Raw genomic sequence first — 16,976 nt, 5'->3', positions numbered from 1 at the left:
GAATAAAATGGACAAACCCGTTAGAAAAGCTATACCATTTAGTCTTAAATTATTTGCTAGCACGATGCTGTTACTAATCAGTTTCCTATTTGCCATGAAGCTTGGTGCCGCTCACACTACATGGCAAGATATTTTACTTTCATTCACGACAAATCAAAAGGATAACATTCTGATCCTGCGAGAAATACGCTTTCCACGTGAAATAGGTGCCGTGTTTGTGGGTGCGGCTTTGGCCGTTTCCGGGGCGATTATGCAAGGCATGACGCGAAACCCATTGGCAGATCCTGGGTTGCTTGGACTGACTGCCGGGGCGAATGCCGCATTAGCCATTGCGCTTGCATGCATTCCAACTATCAACTATTTCGGCATCATGACAGCTTGCTTCATCGGCTCTGCTGTCGGTGCGCTGATCGTCTTCGGTATTGCCTCTGCGAAGCGAGGCGGCTTTGCACCCATTCGGCTTGTATTGGCAGGCGCAGCCGTCTCTACATTTTTATTCGCCATCGCACAGGGCGTTGGTTTGTATTTTAAGATTTCAAAGGATGTGGCAATGTGGACAGCTGGCGGATTGATCGGCACTTCATGGGGACAGTTGCAGACCATTGCGCCAGTCATCATTATAGGGATTTTCGTCGCACTTGTACTTTCACGTCAATTGACATTATTGAGCCTAAATGAAGAAGTAGCGATTGGACTTGGACAAAATACATTGAAAATAAAAGTTCTGTTGTTTATTGTGATTATCTTATTAGCGGGAGCTGCTGTGGCATTAGCGGGTAACCTAGCATTTGTCGGGTTAATGATCCCACATATTGTTCGGTCGATCGTCGGTACAGATTACCGATTCATCATCCCGACTTCCGCCATTTTAGGTGCAACTTTCATGCTGCTAGCAGATACGGTTGGACGAATGCTACAAGCACCGTTTGAAACGCCTGTTGCTGCATTGATTGCAATCATCGGCTTACCGTTCTTTCTTTTAATCGTACGCAAAGGAGGTCAGGCATTCTCATGATACTTCCACATATACGAAGAAAACAAAGAATTCTTGGAGCATGCTTCCTTGTACTGATTCTCTTCCTAACTATTCTTGCGCTTGGTTTAGGATCTGCTTCTATTGAATGGAGCCGGCTAATCCCTACTCTTCTCGGTCAAGGCACTTTCAAAGAAGAATTTGTACTGTTTTCTATTCGCCTCCCGCGAATCATCATTACGTTGTTGGCCGGTGCTGCGCTTGCCTTATCAGGTGCTATTTTACAAGGGATCACACGTAATGACCTTGCGGATCCCGGCATCATCGGAATAAATTCTGGGGCTGGAGTCGCTATTGCACTATTTTTCTTGTTTGTGCCGATTGAGTCCGGTGCGTTCACTTACTTATTACCGTTAGTTGGGCTTGCTGGAGCTCTCATCACTTCGGTTTTAATTTACCTATTTGCTTACAGTAGAAAAAGTGGACTGCAGCCTATGCGCCTTGTATTGGTGGGTATTGGCTTTTCAATGGCTCTTTCAGGTGTGATGGTCGTATTGACTTCTTCCGCTAAGCAAGAGAAAGTCGATTTCATTTCAAGATGGATAGCAGGGAATATTTGGGGAACGGATTGGCCTTACATTTGGGCACTGACCCCTTGGTTGCTCATATTAATTCCTTTCGCATTATTTAAAGCACACCGGCTCGACATGCTCGGCTTGAATGAAGCTGTGGCGACGGGTATCGGTGTCACGATTGAACGAGAGCGTGTAGTGTTATTGCTGACTGCTGTGGCCCTAGCTGCATCCGCTGTGTCGGTTACAGGTGGTATCGCGTTCATCGGTCTGATGGCGCCTCATATCGCCAAGTCTCTAATCGGCCCACGCCATCAAATGAATTTACCTATTGCGATCTTGCTCGGTAGTTTCCTTCTATTGCTAGCGGACACAATTGGGCGAAATATCTTGGAACCGAGTGGTATTCCAGCAGGTATTATTGTTTCATTGATAGGTGCACCGTACTTTTGCTATTTACTCATGAAGAAATAAAAATGCCAGAACTGCCCGCTTTGGGTGTTCTGGCATTTTTATTTATCCTCCTCTATCTTGCTTTACATAGCGGATCAGTTCTTTTTCCCGCGCAGAATGTATCTCCTTAGTAAATGAAGGATCCCATTCATAATATCCCTTGCCTGTTTTACTACCGAGCTCTCCCGCTTCCACTAATTCCTGCAAACTAGCTGCGGATTGGTTTGCATTCGATAAATCTTTATATAAATAATTCGATATGTCCGTATATACATCTAGGCCACCCATATCTGCCGATAAAAAAGGACCCGTGACAGGTAATCTTCTACCGATACTGTAAAGAACTGCAGCGTCTATGTCTTCCTTTGTCGCGATTCCTTCTTGTAAAATATGCTGTGCTTCGCGCAACAAGGCGAATTGTAGACGATTCCCTACAAAACCCGGTACTTCCTTTTTCACTTCGATCGGCTTTTTATTCATACCATTCATTAATGCCATCGAACGTTTAACCGTTTCGTCATTTGTTTTTGATCCGCGAACTACTTCAACTAATGGAATCAAATGCGCCGGATGCCAAAAATGTGTGATGACCGTGCGTTCAGGATGTGTAGTTTTCGCAGCGATGTCAGTCGGACTGATTGCCGAAGTGTTACTTGCCAGAATCACGGAAGGATCACAAAGCTTATCCAGTTGTTTGAAGATTTGTTGCTTCAACTTCAGACGTTCAGGCACTGCTTCGATAATGAACGTCGCATCCTTTACAGCATCATCAATTGTTGTTACTGTAGTAATCCTATCTTTTACTGACTCCACTTCTTCAATCTCCAACAAGTCATTGTCCGTTAATACTTGTAACTTACTCGCAATGCTTACCAGTGCGCGCTCGAGTTCTTCGACGTTTATGCCATGCATCGTCACATCGTATCCCGCCCACGCAGCACTCAGTGCAATGGAGTGGCCCATTGTACCGCACCCTATGATAGCTATTCTTTCCATGAACCTGCCCCCATTCCAATTAAAAAGACGACACCTTCGTTAGTGGGTATCGTCAATCGAATTATCTAGCCGTAAAGTTTGGAGATATTGTAAAAATTGCTTCGGTTTTTTCTTTTACTTCGTCCACAGAGATACCTGCAGCAGTTTCCACAAGCTTCATACCGTCCTCTGTGAAATCAAACACAGCCAAATCCGTGATGAGTCGATCAACGACACCCAGGCCCGTCAACGGTAATGAACACGTTTTTTTCACTTTCGATTCGCCGTGTTTATTGACATGATCCATGATGATTACGACACGTTTTGCACCGACAACCAAGTCCATCGCGCCGCCCATTCCTTTCACCACTTTTCCTGGTATCATCCAGTTGGCCAAGTCTCCACTTTCCGAAACTTCCATACCGCCAAGAATCGCCAAGTCAATGTGTCCACCGCGAATCATCGCAAACGATTCCGCACTGTCAAAGAAAGATGAACCTGGAACAGTCGTAATCGTTTCTTTTCCAGCATTGATCAAATCTGCATCCTCTTGCCCTTCTACTGGATAAGGCCCTATGCCAAGTAGGCCATTTTCCGATTGCAATAAAACTGTCATACCATCTGGAATTTCGTTAGCAACAAGGGTGGGCATGCCGATACCGAGGTTGACGTTCATACCGTCCTGAATTTCTTCTACCGCACGTTTTACGATTGTATTTCGTGTTTCCGTCATGGTCATCTCTCCTTTTACGCTTTTTTCACCGTTAAGCGTTCAATGCGCTTTTCATAATCTGTTCCGAGTAGTACTCGCTGTACATAAATACCTGGTGTATCAATTTCCTCCGGACTGAGCTCTCCGGCTTCAACGATTTCTTCAACTTCCGCAATCGTAATTTTGCCTGCTGTTGCAGCTAATGGATTAAAGTTCATGGCTGTCTTGCGATAGACTAGGTTTCCAAGTGTATCCGCCTTCCAAGCTTTCACAAGTGCAAAGTCCCCAACGATCCCTTCTTCGAGTAGATACATCTTGCCGTTAAACTCTTTTGTCTCTTTACCTTCTGCGATTGGTGTACCTACCCCTGTCGCTGTGTAGAATCCAGGAATCCCTGCACCGCCCGCTCTGATTCTCTCTGCAAGCGTCCCTTGCGGACTCAGTTCTACTTCTAACTCTCCATTTAGGAACTGCTTTTCAAACGTTTTGTTTTCCCCCACATAAGAAGCGATCATCTTTTTAATCTGTTTATTGACAAGCAACTTGCCAAGGCCTGCATCATCTATTCCACAATTATTGCTAGCGACCGTTAAATCCTTCACGCCACTATCTTGTAACGCCTGTATGGATTTTTCCGGAATACCACATAACCCGAAGCCTCCTACAATTAACGTAGCACCATCTTGAACGTCTGAAACCGCTTCCATAAATGAATCCATCACTTTACTCATACTGTAACCTCCTCCAACTCTTTAATAATAGTGTACAGATTTCTGACTTATATGTAAAATGAATATTATAAATCAAGTGTATTCTAAATCGGAATAAATGAAAGGTTGGATGATCATCGAACTTAAAGACTTTCAGGCCTTTATACAAGTAGCCAATCATTTAAGTTTTACAAAGGCCGCTGAACATTCTTTTATTTCGCAGCCCTCTTTAAGTAAATCCGTGAAAAGACTTGAAAATGATTTGAATGTTAGACTTTTCAACCGTTCTACACGTAGCCTTCGATTGACAGATGCAGGAGACATTGTGTATGAGCAAGGAAAACAAATCCTTCAATTACTCGGTGAACTTCCCGTCTTACTTGAAGATCTGGCCGAGGGCGTGTCGGGAGAAATTAAAATCGGCATGCCACCTTTGATTGGGACTCTGTTCTTTCCACAGATCGCCAAAAACCTATCGAGGAATTATCCCCAAATTAAAATCGAGTTGCATGAGTTGGGCGCCAAAGTCGTGGAAGAGCTTGTTGATAAAGGCCAGATCGATGTTGGCATTATTGTGTTGCCGACAGATCAAGACGTTTTCCATGTTCAGCCTTTCATCTCAGATAAATTCTTTCTGTTCGTCCATCATGAACATCCATTTGCAAAACAAGATGCCGTTGCATTAACTGAACTAAAAGAAGAACAACTCATCCTATTTTCTAAAAGTTTTGCCTTACATCGCTATATCATAAGCGCCTGTAAAGAGGTCGGGTTTAATCCGACTATATCGTATGAAAGCTCTCAGTGGGATTTGATCATTGAACTAGTCGCTGCGAAACTGGGTATCACGCTTCTTCCCCAATCCATATCGACGAAGTTTACTAACGAAAATATTAAGATGATTCCTATAGAAGGGCCGCCTTTACTTTGGAAGCTCGGTATTGTTACGAAGAAGAACAGCTATCATTCATTTGCATTAAAAAAGTTTATGCAGATGTTTTGAGACAGATGTAATAAAGCTGTTTAAAATATAGTCAATCAGAGCAGGCATTATAAATTTTTGAACAAAAAATCCAACCGCCGCCGGTTGGATTTTTTGTTTCACGTGGAACAGGATCATTTTTCAGAACATCTTCGTAGTCCACGTTTCCCCGTTCCAAATAGTGGATACTACATCTTCATAAAAGTCCGGTTCATGTGAAATAAGTAAGATACTTCCCTTATACTCTTTCAAAGCACGCTTTAGTTCTTCTTTTGCATCATAATCCAAGTGATTTGTCGGTTCATCTAATACTAATAAATTTGTTTCACTATTTACCAGTTTACATAGACGGACTTTCGCACGCTCTCCTCCACTTAATACCTTTACTTTACTTTCAATATGTTTCGTCGTTAATCCGACACGCGCTAGAGCCGCCCGTACTTCATACTGCGCTAAGTGCGGAAACTCACTCCAAATCTCTTCCAAGCACGTATGATCTGTATCTGTTTTCGTTTCCTGTTCGAAGTAACCGATTGATAGGTGCTCACCTTGCTCAACTTTACCTGAAAGTGCGGTTATTTCCCCGAGAATACTTTTTAACAATGTTGTTTTTCCAATTCCGTTTGCTCCTGCAAGAGCAATCTTCTGTCCACGTTCCATTGAAAGATTCAAAGGCTTCGATAGGGGTTCATCGTATCCGATGACTAGATCGGTCGTTTCAAACAAATACTTCCCAGGCGTTCTTGCCGTCTTGAAATCGAAATGTGGTTTCGGTTTTTCAGAATCTAACTCAATAATGTCCATCTTATCTAGTTTCTTCTGTCGGGACATTGCCATTCGACTCGTTGCTGCATTCGCTTTATTACGCGCAACAAAGTCCTTCAAATGAGAAATCTCTTTCTGTTGCTTTTTATAAGCTGCTTCGACCTGTTGCTGTCTCATTTCATGCACACGCAAAAACTCGTTATAATCGCCAGGGTAACGATTGACCTGTTGGTTTTCCATATGATAAATCAGGTTAATGACACTGTTCAAGAATGGGATATCATGCGAGATCAAAATGAATGCTCCTGGATACTCTTGCAAATACGTACGCAACCATTCAATATGCTCGACATCCAAGTAGTTCGTCGGCTCATCAAGCAATAAAATATCGGGCTTTTCAAGTAATAATTTGGCCAATAATACTTTTGTACGCTGGCCACCACTTAAATCATTCACGTCAGTATCCAATCCAAATTCATCAAGACCTAGACCGTTTGCGACTTCTTCTACTTTTGCGTCAATCATGTAAAAATCACTTTGCTCTAGGGATTCTTGGATTTGTCCAGTTTCTTCTAGTAAACCTTCCAGTTCATCCGGCCCTACTTCACCCATCTTCGCAAAGAGACTATTCATTTCAGTTTCCCTATCATATAAATATTGAAACGCAGTGCGCAACACATCACGGATAGACATCCCCTGCTTCAAAGCTGCATGCTGATCTAAATATCCGATCCGTACACGCTTTGACCAAGTGACAGTCCCTGCATCGGGCTCCAGCTTATGTGTAATGATATTCATAAACGTGGATTTTCCTTCCCCATTTGCACCTACTAGTCCTATATGTTCACCCGCCAATAGACGAAATGATACGTCTTCGAAAATTACACGGTCACCGAAACCGTGGCAAATATTTTTTACTGTCAATAAACTCATGTTGTACACCTATTCCTTTTCAATTGTTTCAATTAAACTGATATAAGTCATTTTAACATCCTCCACTTATAATTACTTCAGAAAAGAAAAAAACAATCGATACTTCTATTAATGATTCAAGCAGTTACATTACTATTGTTGAGTAACGGTTTTGTAAGGTAAAGTAGTTTATGATGATTCGTCCCGATCTTTGCTGTTTACTAGTCAATATGTTTTACTTTTAAGATCATCTACTTCATGAAATGGAGGCAATCCTTAATGACTGACCCACTAAACTATATAGAACGTCATAAAAAGGAAATACTAGAGACCTATCAAGAACTGCATGCTATTGCCGAGCCTAGCTGGCAAGAACAGCAGACTTCACGGTATTTACAAGAGAAGCTTTCAGCTGCCGGATTGAGTATAACTGGCTATGCCGGTCATCACGGATTCATTGCAGAAATCGCAGGGCGAAACCAGGGTGTCATTGCGTTACGCGCGGATATGGATGCATTGGTACAGGAAGTCAATGGTGAAGTAATGGCAAACCATTCTTGTGGACATGACGCGCATAGTACGATGGCGCTATATACGGCACTTGCTTTAAAGAACTGCGAAATGGATTTGCATCATACCATTCGATTCATTTTCCAACCTGCGGAAGAGTTGGCGGAAGGTGCGTTACAAATGATGAAAGAAGGCGTGCTAGAAGATGTTCTATTCCTAGGTGGTCTGCACGTACGCCCGCATACAGAAGTTCCGTTCGGTAAATCTGCACCAGCGATTTTACACGGCTCGTCCGCGACTATTACGGGTACAATCACGGGAACACCTGCGCACGCAGCAAGACCTGAAGAAGGTAATAACCCAATCGAAGCAGCAAGTTTCTTAATCCAGTCACTGCGTCAAATTCGTTTGACGGGCAATAAAAAATTCTCCATTAAAATCACCGAATTACATGGCGGTGAAACGAGCAACTCTATTCCAGCTAGTGCACGATTCACATTGGATGTTCGTGCGGAAACGAATGAAACAATGGATGCTCTGTTAGCAAAAGCCACCCACATGATCCAACACACTGCCGCTTTGACAGAGACGGAAATTGTATACAATGAAGAAGGTTATTCACCTGCTGCTACGGAAAATGCCACAGCAATACGACTTGCACAACAGGCGATCGGCTCTGTATTAGGGGAAGGAAACGTGGATGTACCATGTATTTCTCAAGGCGCGGAAGATTTTCATTTCTACACGTGGAAAACACCTTCTATTCCTGCGACAATGATCGGATTAGGGTGTGATTTGAAGCCCGGGTTGCATCACCCACAAATGTCCTTTAATACCGATGCCTTAATTTACGGTGCACAAATTTTGACACAACTATTACTGAATGCAGATCAAGAATTATGAAAACCACGATCTATCAAGACCACAACCATATTCTAAAGGGTATGACCATGAAAGATTGCAATGAACCGGAGTGCAATAATACTGCTTTGCATGCATGTGTGTCAGCAGTTGATGTGACGAACAATCGCCGACAATTGGCGGACTTTTTACAATGCGAGTTGGAAGATTTCGTGTTTGCCAACCAAACACATAGCGCGAACTTTCATAAAGTGACTGCACGAGACCGTGGAAAAGGAGCATTGCGACAAGAAACGGCAATTGCCGACACGGATGCACTGTATACATTTGAACCAGGCATCGTGCTGTGCAGTTTAACAGCTGACTGCGTTCCTGTATTATTTCACAGCGACGACAGTACATTAATTGGGGCAATTCATTCCGGTTGGCAAGGCACTGTGAAAGAAATCACAAGGAAGCTATTCCACCACCTACAGCAATACGAACATAGTGATCTGAGCCGAATTCATGTCCAAATCGGTGCCGCACTCAGTCAAGAAAAGTTTGAAGTGGATGAAGACGTTTATACGAAATTTCATAACCTTGGCTACGCTGACGAATTCATCCTCTATAACGCGATGACAAAAAAGTACCATATTGATAATCAACTGACAGTGAAGAAGCAATGTGAGCTGGCAGGAATACCCGAAGCAAATATTACAATCGACCGTACTTGTACATTTCTAAGTCCAGAGGGCTTTTCTTATCGGCAAGACCGGCAAGCAGGACGTCATGTCAGCTTTATCAAACGAACAACGCAAAAAATGCAGTGAGGAAAAGATCCTTCACTGCATTTTTATTTTATCTTTATTTTAATATTGCCTTCAAGGTAATTCGGATAAGCGAATAATTCAAGCCTTAATGGATTTGCATAATCGGTCCGACCGAAGTTCAAGTCCCAATGTGTCGCTTCTTCATCTCCATACTTTCCTGTCGTAGGGGTTTCCACTTCTTCCCCTTTTGCATCAATAACGGAACCAAGAAAGTAAAATGGAAATTCCTCTTCATCCGTATTTTTCATTATGAATTCGGCATGATGTTTATTGGATTGTAGTAACTGGATTTTTTGGTCATTTGGCTGATTAAGCCATTCCCCCGTTTCTGTATTCACTTCTGCAAAGGCCTCTTCTACGTTTAACGCCTGCACTTTGTTGATTCGCAAATAAAGTTTTTTAGGTTGCGAGAAGTAATTACTCTGCAGGAAGAAAGTATATTTACCGTCTTCCCCGCCGAACGCGGTCGTACCGTTTCGAATAGATCCCCACAACTCGCCTTTTTCATCTTCTAACCGCATATCCTCGAATTGCAATATCTTCATCGTGTTAGTAGGGTCAATAGTAATTTTTACACCCACCCGTAATGGGGATACCGTAACCTTTTCAATCGTGAACTGCTGCCCTTGTATATCGACTTTTTTGTCTATTGTATAGACTTCACTTGCCTTTACTTGTTCAAGTACAGTAAATGGTACAGAAAACACAGTCTCTTGATCTTTTAACTTGATAGCTACGCTCAAATCAAACGACTGATTTTGTGAAGTATACAATTCTCCAAACTGGTAGTCTATACGGTCTTTATACGTATGGATCTCTTCTTCATCCATTATATTCCCATAAGAAAAGCTACCCTCTGGAATGCCTTCCGCTTTCAAATGGATATAGTCCACTTGTAAGCCTTTCAACGAACGCTTCGATTCAATTGTGTAGAAAATATTAATCCCCGTCTCATCCAAAATGACACCATCTACTGTCAACGTTTTATCGTCAATCGTTTGAGTCACTCCGATTTCTTGATAATAGCCGTTCTGAATTACCGCATCGAGTCCTTTATCCATCGCAATCAATTCCACGAACTTCTCTAGACCCGGAATGGAAGCTACCGCCTGGGCGAATACAGGGGATACGCGAATAGACGTAATGAATGTCAGTAGCAACAATGCCACAACCGCTACACTTCCAAAGATTCTCTTACGTCTTTTTCTCGCTTGCTTTTTTTCCCGACGTACCCTTTCCATGCCTTGACGAATCGCCTGATCAGCTTCAGACAAAGGCAGCGACTGTTGATCTAAATGTTCTTTCAACTGCTTTAATCGTGCTTCTTCTGTCTCATACATGATCACTGCCCCCTTTATCTTCAAAGTATGACCTCAACGTACGCATCGTTTTGTAAAGCCTTGATTTCACAGTGCTTTCTGGTATATTTTCAGATTGTGCTATATCTTTAATTTTTGATTCCTGAAAATATTTCAAATAAATTAAACGTTGCTCCTGGTCAGATAAAGTTGCCAGTGCATCTCTCAATTCAATATACGAAATGTCTTCTGCTGATACTGTTTCCAAACCACTATCGTCTACTGTGTATCGCTTACGTAGTTTCAACTGATCTTGGCAATAATTTATCATGATACGGATGAGCCAGGTTTTGAGATAGCTAGGTTCTTTTACTGTCCGAACTTTTTTATAGGCACGATACGTTATTTCTTGAAGTGCTTCAATCGCATCGTCCTCGTTTCGCAAAAAAGCCAAGGCTGTCCGCAGAAGCGATTGCTTATGCAATTGCATCACGGCCAGAAATGCTTCATCATCCCCAGCTATTGCTTTCACATGCAACTCTTTTTCCTTTATCTCCATTGGACGGTCACCCCATTATCTGCCCTCTTATACATTAGACTCTACACCGGCTAAAAAGTTTACATCCATTTTTATTTATTTTTACGCACAAAAAAGATGCCTACTCCCGCAAGGCACCTTACTTCACTTATTCTGTTCCATCAATATATTCTGTATAGACAACTAAGCTATCATCATACGCTTTAGCCCTACAACAATAATGAAATTCCCCCCCTTCTGTACGTAAGCTACGTCTCCTACCGTCGCATTGTTACATTGAGACGCAACAAATATCATAAACTCACGAGAAAGGGCGTTCTCGCTTTTATACGAGAACACCCTTTTGATCATTCTTTTGGTTCTTTACGTGACCGATCCACTTTTTTATTCTTCCCCATCATATCCAGGTCTTCCCCAAACTCGGTGTTGTAATTCACATTCCGAATTCGATCAAAATGCTTATGGGGCTCTACCCTTTCATCCACATCCTCAATAATCTCATCATTCGATTTAACTAAAAGTCCAATCGCTGCCAATCCGCTCAGTCCCACAATGGCATAGACAATCTTGGCAAGAATCGTGTTTTGTCCTCCAAATACACTGGCAACCAAATCAAAATTGAAAAATCCGATCAATCCCCAGTTTAGTGCACCAATAATGACTAATGTCAGTGCAATTCGCATAAATACGCTCATGTTGCACACCTCCTCCAACAATCTATAATCGAATCCTGTACATGTTTGTATGGATTCTTTATTATAGTTCACCGAAAGGGAATTTTCATACATTTCCACATGAATATTGTTCTATTTCTGTTGCGGAGACCTTACAGTAGTAGACCAATAAAAATGAAAGCAGGGATACAGTGCGGATCAATGGCGTATTTTCAGGCGGAGGATTGAAAGGTTTTGCGCTAGTTGGAGCGGTTCTGGAGTTGGAGAAACAAGGTTATCGTTTTGAAAACGTAGCTGGTACAAGTGCAGGAGCTATTGTTGCAAGTTTTTTGGCGGCCGGCTATACAGCGGATGAAATCGGAGTCATGTTGGCTGAAGAAGATTTCCAAGCACTACTGGATCCGAGAAAGACACTATTGCCATTTCCCTTTATGAAATGGATATCGCTTTATTGGAGAATGGGATTGTATCAAGGTAAGGCGCTGGAAGAGTGGTTTTTTGATAAACTCGCACGTAAAGGTTGTTATGCATTTGGCGATCTTCCGAAAGGATCATTAAAATTAGTGGCATCTGACTTAACAAACGGCAAGATGATAGTATTACCTGATGACTTGGAGAAATACGGATATGATTCTGACCGATTTTCAATTGCTAAAGCACTGCGTATGAGTTGTGGTATTCCCTACTTTTTTGAACCCATACGTATCGATGCACCAAAAGAAACTATAGTAGTAGACGGCGGTGTATTAAGTAATTTCCCGATGTGGATTTTTGATGAAGATACATCGCCATGTAAACGACCTGTAATCGGGCTCAAACTAAGTCGCAATCAAGATGAAGTACCCGGACGTACCATTCGAAATGCCTTGCAATTATTCGAAGCGCTATTCTCCACAATGAGAAACGCGCATGATGAAAAATATATCTCAAAGCAACATGTACAAAACATAGTTTTCATTCCTGTGGAAAATTATAGTGCAACACAATTTGATCTAAACGAAGAGCAAATTGAGGACTTGCTATCAATCGGAAGTAGTCGTACTAAGGAATTCTTGCTCACTTGGTCGCCGACGAAACCCAAGTTAGTCAGCAATCAAAATGTCATGTGATTGAAATATTTGATTTCAATTCCGTTTAAAACACTATCCTGGCGGGTAAATTGTCTTATAAGGAGGGTTGCAATCATGACCAACCAAAACGAAAGTTCTATCTTCATCCGAGAGCTCGAACTACTCAGCGATGAGTATCATACTGCGCCCGCCGATATCAAAACTTTTATCCTACAAGATATTCAGTTACTTGAGTCTGCGATTTCTCTTTTACAAAGTGATGTACAGTAATGACTCATCACATAGAGTACACATATAGTTCAGCTCATATAAATAACTGTTGCATCTTATTATCACGTTCTGCACGCTCTGTTTCTGTTGCTAAGTCATATTTTTTCAACAAATGAAATACCTCATTCAATGTCTCTTGACTCAATGATTTGCTTAAAAACAACTCACAACTTTTCACCAACTTTTCTGGCATGAACGCTCTCTGTTCTGCTAATTTTTCTACAACGTCTTGTTGCGTATGATCAATTGCACAATTACTCATTTCATTCACTCCCTTAGTAACACTGTATCACAATTTTCTGTGAGTATAAAACGAAGACTCGTCGCTTATTTCGTAAGAGCTTCGAGTCTTTTCTTTATTTTTTCATAACGAGACATACTAGCAGTCGTTGTTTTATTCGATCTACCGGGAGATGAAAAGATCATGACAGCTATTAAAAAACGTAGACATACTATTTCTCCTCCTGCTCTAATTGCTGCCTCTTTCCTATTCACTATTGTCATCGGGACCATATTATTAAAATTCCCCCTTGCTACGTATAAACCTATTGGCTGGATCGATGCATTGTTTACTGCCACTTCCGCTACAACTGTCACTGGACTGAGCGTTTTTGATATCACCGCTACATTCACCATTTTTGGTGAAGTCGTGTTGCTCATACTGATCCAAATAGGCGGTGTCGGATTAATGGCATTTGCCGTTGCCACGCTCATTATTTTAGGAAGAAAAGTCGGTATGACAAACCGCATATTTATCCAAGAAACATTCAACTATCAGTCTATTGGTGGAACGGTTCGCTTTGTAGGTGAAATATTAACATTCGTAATTGCAATCGAAGGAATTGCATTTATCGCATTATGCACTGTTTGGGTACCTGAGTTTGGTTGGAAACAAGGAATGTATTACAGTGTATTCCATGTAATATCCGCCTTTAATAATGCGGGGTTTTCATTATTCCCAGACAATTTGATTTCATTTGCAGGTAACGCTATTGTTACAATCATCCTTTCCGGGTTATTTATTATTGGAGGAATCGGCTTTATTGTAGTGAAGGACATCCTTCAAAAGAGATCCATCCAACAATGGACACTACACACGAAAATGATGATATTCGGTACGCTAATATTGAACACGATTGCTACACTCTTTTTACTCATACTAGAGTTTCATAATGAAAAAACTATTGGTAGTTTGACTTTTATTGACAAGCTTTGGACCTCATACTTTCAAGCCGTGACACCACGTACTGCTGGATTCAATATGGTAGTCGTCGGAGATATGGAGGAGTCTTCTCTATTACTGACACTCCTTCTCATGTTTATTGGTGGAGGTAGCGCATCTACTGCTTCCGGAATAAAGTTAACGACCTTTATGATTATTTTGCTGGCGACAATTTCTTACTTCAGGGGAATAAGAGAACCCCATATTTTCCGGCGTACAATCAAGACAGAAGTCATATTTCGTTCTATGGCCATAGGAGCGGTGAGCTCTGTTATTATCTTTGTCGCTTTATTTTTGCTGACTGTTACTGAAAAGATGCCTTTCCTGCCTTTATTATTTGAGACAGTCTCGGCTTTCGCGACTGTAGGACTTTCATTGGGAATTACAGAAGACATTAGTCCTGCAGGTGAAATGATTCTTTGTTTTGTCATGTTTTTAGGCCGCATAGGGCCATTAACTTTATTCTTCTTGCTGATTCACAAAAGGAAAGAGTCTTACCATTACTCGTATGATCAAGTGCAAACGGGTTAATTGACAGTAACTGTTCCTATCGAAGACCTCCAAGATTTTACTCTGGAGGTTTTTTATTGTGGACTTAAACATTCATACTGTGTATACTGTTCATATACAGTATGAAGAGAAAAAGGGTGATGTATTGAATATTGTCATCTCCAATTCGGTGAACCAACCGATTTATGTACAAATTAAAAATCAACTGAAAGAACAGATTTTATTGGGGGCGCTGAAAGAGAAAGAAGCACTACCTTCCATACGCAAATTGGCGAAAGATCTGCAGATCAGTGTCATCACAACGAAAAAAGCTTATGAAGAACTGGAACGGGATGGGCTTATTGAGACATTCCCAGGAAAAGGATCATTTGTTGCTGCGCAGAATCACGAGCTATTGAAAGAAGAGCAGTTAAAGAAAATTGAAGACCAGCTGCTGAATGTTATTCAAGACGGGAGAGCATTTGACGTGGGATTGGAAGAGTTAATCCATATGCTGACATTGCTATACGAGGAGTGAAAAGAATGGAAAATATAGCGGAAGTACGAGATCTAACGAAACAGTTTGAGGGCTTTGCACTGAACAACCTGAACTTTGATATTAAAAAAGGATTCATTACAGGATTTATCGGCGCAAATGGTGCTGTGAAAACAACTACAATCCGCTGTCTAATGGATTTAATTCGAGCTGATCAAGGAGAAATACGTGTATTTGGCACGTCACATAAAAACCACACTGTAGATATCAAGGATCGCATCGGTTTCGTTTACGATGCTGATTTCTATTATGAAGACCTGACTATTGAGAAAAACAAGCGCATTCTTGCCCCCTTTTATTCAGAGTGGGACGATGAACTATTCTATTACTATCTAAAAAAGTTTCAGTTGAATACAGCACAACGAGTAAAACATTTATCAAAAGGGATGCGAATGAAATTTTCACTTGCAATGGCTCTTTCACACCATCCTGACTTTATCATTATGGATGAACCAACGGCCGGTCTGGATCCCATTGTCCGACGTGAACTGCTCGACATGATGCAGGATCTCATACAAGACGAAGAAAAGGCTATCTTCTTTTCAACGCACATTACGACTGACTTAGAGAAAATAGCGGATTTCATTGTTTTCATTCATCAGGGAGAGATTATCTTTCAAGGTGAGAAAGACGAATTCACCGAACGTTATGTATTAGTCAAAGGTACAACCGATCAGCGTACTCTGCTTGATGGATTCCCTGTGATTGGACTACGCACTACAGACGTCGGTTTTGAATGTCTGGCAGATACCGTGGAAATTCCTTTAGAGCACCTATCATCATTGCTTATTGAAAAACCGACACTCGAAGATATTATGTACTACACCGGAAGGAGAGGAATCCAATGAATGCCTTGATCCGAAAAGACTTATACACACAAAAGGCGAGTACTTTCTTACTTACAGCATTATGGTTCATTATTTTCACAAACTTTTTCACAGACGGTCAACCTGTCCGTCATGTTTTACTTCTAATCTTCGTCGCTTATTTCATAGCTATTTCAACAAGTAATAAGGCATTTCAGAAAGAATCAGTCTTAATAAACAGCCTTCCGGTTACAAGAAAACAATTCGTACTAGCGAAGTATGCATCTGGTTTCATCTGGTTCGGTTTGTCAGCAGCCGCTGTGTTATTTTATATCTTCTTGTTCGATACGTTCGCTCCTTTTCCTACCCGGATGATGACTATCCCTGAAGTACTCATCTCGCTTGGATGTTTTTACGTCATCATTTCGCTCTTTTATCCGCTACAATTTAAGGCGGGCCATGTACTGGCGACTTCTTTAACGATTGCCTTGCCGTTATTGAGCATGATGTCGTTTAGAATCATATTAAATATCATGGAAAATCCCAGAATGGTTGCAGAACAACAATTCTTTCTGCATACCGCAGATCTTATAACTACCAATCAATGGACAATCGCACTCTCAGTTATACTAGTCAGCGCCCTACTGACATGGTTATCTATTCTGTTATCGATACGGATCGTGCGTAAAATAGATTTTGATCATGGGTAATTTATTTATCAAATAGCCTTTGTAATTAAAAATCGTCATTTAATAGATTTTGACCTCACTTCCATGCAAAAGAGATGCCCCATTGAAGTGTAGTCACTTTTAATAG

General features: G+C 41.4%; 19 protein-coding genes. 11 read left to right on the top strand and 8 right to left on the bottom strand.

Translation table 11 applies throughout. The features are described from left to right. The first annotated feature begins 7 nt into the window (after positions 1–7). The gene (locus CSV67_RS04305; protein ID WP_099630404.1) at positions 8–1,015 is read left to right on the top strand and encodes a FecCD family ABC transporter permease; all 1,008 of its coding nucleotides are present in this window, start codon (positions 8–10) and stop codon (positions 1,013–1,015) included. After that, entirely contained in the window at positions 1,012–2,019 is a 1,008-nt protein-coding gene (locus CSV67_RS04300) for a FecCD family ABC transporter permease (protein ID WP_099630403.1), read from the top strand. The genes CSV67_RS04305 and CSV67_RS04300 overlap by 4 nt, the downstream gene beginning before the upstream one ends. 42 nt (positions 2,020–2,061) lie before the next feature. Here the strand turns inward: CSV67_RS04300 and CSV67_RS04295 are convergent, their stop codons facing one another. The 3 genes from CSV67_RS04295 to CSV67_RS04285 form a co-directional block, all read right to left on the bottom strand. Next, positions 2,062–2,994, bottom strand: coding sequence for a 3-hydroxyacyl-CoA dehydrogenase family protein (locus tag CSV67_RS04295; RefSeq protein ID WP_099630402.1), 933 nt, complete (start codon positions 2,992–2,994; stop codon positions 2,062–2,064). 61 nt (positions 2,995–3,055) lie between these two features. Beyond that, positions 3,056–3,706, bottom strand: coding sequence for a 3-oxoacid CoA-transferase subunit B (locus CSV67_RS04290; RefSeq protein ID WP_099630401.1), 651 nt, complete (start codon positions 3,704–3,706; stop codon positions 3,056–3,058). Positions 3,707–3,720: 14 nt separating this feature from the next. Next, entirely contained in the window at positions 3,721–4,416 is a 696-nt protein-coding gene (locus CSV67_RS04285; protein WP_099630400.1) for a CoA transferase subunit A, read from the bottom strand. Between the two features lie 115 nt (positions 4,417–4,531). Here CSV67_RS04285 and CSV67_RS04280 point away from each other — a divergent pair, with 115 nt between their 5' ends. Further along, positions 4,532–5,398 carry a LysR family transcriptional regulator gene (locus CSV67_RS04280; protein ID WP_099630585.1) on the top strand — a complete coding sequence of 289 codons (867 nt, stop codon included), beginning with the start codon at positions 4,532–4,534 and terminating at the stop codon, positions 5,396–5,398. 120 nt (positions 5,399–5,518) lie between these two features. Here the strand turns inward: CSV67_RS04280 and CSV67_RS04275 are convergent, their stop codons facing one another. Next, on the bottom strand, positions 5,519–7,075 hold the full coding sequence (locus CSV67_RS04275; RefSeq protein WP_099630399.1) for an ABC-F family ATP-binding cassette domain-containing protein: 1,557 nt from the start codon (positions 7,073–7,075) through the stop codon (positions 5,519–5,521). A gap of 258 nt (positions 7,076–7,333) precedes the next feature. Between CSV67_RS04275 and CSV67_RS04270 the strand changes: the two genes are divergently transcribed. Both CSV67_RS04270 and pgeF read left to right on the top strand, forming a co-directional pair. Further along, positions 7,334–8,467, top strand: a complete 1,134-nt coding sequence (locus CSV67_RS04270; protein ID WP_099630398.1) for an amidohydrolase — start codon at positions 7,334–7,336, stop codon at positions 8,465–8,467. Beyond that, positions 8,464–9,237, top strand: a complete 774-nt coding sequence (pgeF, locus tag CSV67_RS04265; RefSeq protein ID WP_099630397.1) for a peptidoglycan editing factor PgeF — start codon at positions 8,464–8,466, stop codon at positions 9,235–9,237. Before CSV67_RS04270 ends, pgeF begins: the two co-directional genes overlap by 4 nt. Before the next feature lie 23 nt (positions 9,238–9,260). Here the strand turns inward: pgeF and CSV67_RS04260 are convergent, their stop codons facing one another. From CSV67_RS04260 to CSV67_RS04250, 3 genes are all read right to left on the bottom strand, one after another. Further along, on the bottom strand, positions 9,261–10,577 hold the full coding sequence (locus tag CSV67_RS04260) for a DUF4179 domain-containing protein (RefSeq protein WP_099630396.1): 1,317 nt from the start codon (positions 10,575–10,577) through the stop codon (positions 9,261–9,263). Next, entirely contained in the window at positions 10,570–11,094 is a 525-nt protein-coding gene (locus CSV67_RS04255; protein WP_233192555.1) for an RNA polymerase sigma factor, read from the bottom strand. The genes CSV67_RS04260 and CSV67_RS04255 overlap by 8 nt, the downstream gene beginning before the upstream one ends. Before the next feature lie 326 nt (positions 11,095–11,420). Then, the gene (locus CSV67_RS04250) at positions 11,421–11,768 is read right to left on the bottom strand and encodes a DUF378 domain-containing protein (protein WP_099630395.1); all 348 of its coding nucleotides are present in this window, start codon (positions 11,766–11,768) and stop codon (positions 11,421–11,423) included. Positions 11,769–11,938: 170 nt separating this feature from the next. On the opposite strand from CSV67_RS04250, the gene CSV67_RS04245 reads away from it, so the two are divergent. After that, complete coding sequence (locus CSV67_RS04245) at positions 11,939–12,856, top strand: patatin-like phospholipase family protein (protein ID WP_099630394.1); 918 nt, start codon at positions 11,939–11,941, stop codon at positions 12,854–12,856. A gap of 75 nt (positions 12,857–12,931) precedes the next feature. Continuing rightward, positions 12,932–13,087, top strand: a complete 156-nt coding sequence (locus tag CSV67_RS16635; RefSeq protein ID WP_155979523.1) for a hypothetical protein — start codon at positions 12,932–12,934, stop codon at positions 13,085–13,087. Positions 13,088–13,121: 34 nt separating this feature from the next. Here the strand turns inward: CSV67_RS16635 and CSV67_RS04240 are convergent, their stop codons facing one another. Further along, positions 13,122–13,349 (bottom strand): group-specific protein, encoded by a 228-nt coding sequence (locus tag CSV67_RS04240; RefSeq protein ID WP_099630393.1) that lies wholly within the window; start codon positions 13,347–13,349, stop codon positions 13,122–13,124. 162 nt (positions 13,350–13,511) lie between these two features. Here CSV67_RS04240 and CSV67_RS04235 point away from each other — a divergent pair, with 162 nt between their 5' ends. The 4 genes from CSV67_RS04235 to CSV67_RS04220 all read left to right on the top strand — a co-directional run bounded on the left by CSV67_RS04235 (position 13,512) and on the right by CSV67_RS04220 (position 16,870). Beyond that, positions 13,512–14,840, top strand: a complete 1,329-nt coding sequence (locus tag CSV67_RS04235; RefSeq protein WP_099630392.1) for a TrkH family potassium uptake protein — start codon at positions 13,512–13,514, stop codon at positions 14,838–14,840. A 124-nt stretch (positions 14,841–14,964) separates the two neighbouring features. Continuing rightward, positions 14,965–15,336: a GntR family transcriptional regulator gene (locus tag CSV67_RS04230; RefSeq protein WP_099630583.1), complete on the top strand. Its 372-nt coding sequence runs from the start codon at positions 14,965–14,967 to the stop codon at positions 15,334–15,336. 5 nt (positions 15,337–15,341) lie between these two features. Continuing rightward, positions 15,342–16,202, top strand: a complete 861-nt coding sequence (locus CSV67_RS04225; RefSeq protein ID WP_099630391.1) for an ABC transporter ATP-binding protein — start codon at positions 15,342–15,344, stop codon at positions 16,200–16,202. Then, entirely contained in the window at positions 16,199–16,870 is a 672-nt protein-coding gene (locus tag CSV67_RS04220) for an ABC-2 transporter permease (protein WP_099630390.1), read from the top strand. Before CSV67_RS04225 ends, CSV67_RS04220 begins: the two co-directional genes overlap by 4 nt. Positions 16,871–16,976 lie beyond the last annotated feature (106 nt).

It is taken from the genome of Sporosarcina sp. P2, assembly GCF_002743255.1.
Lineage (GTDB): Bacteria > Bacillota > Bacilli > Bacillales_A > Planococcaceae > Sporosarcina.
Note: the sequence above shows the minus strand (reverse complement) of the source record. Positions and strands in the feature narration are given on the sequence as shown.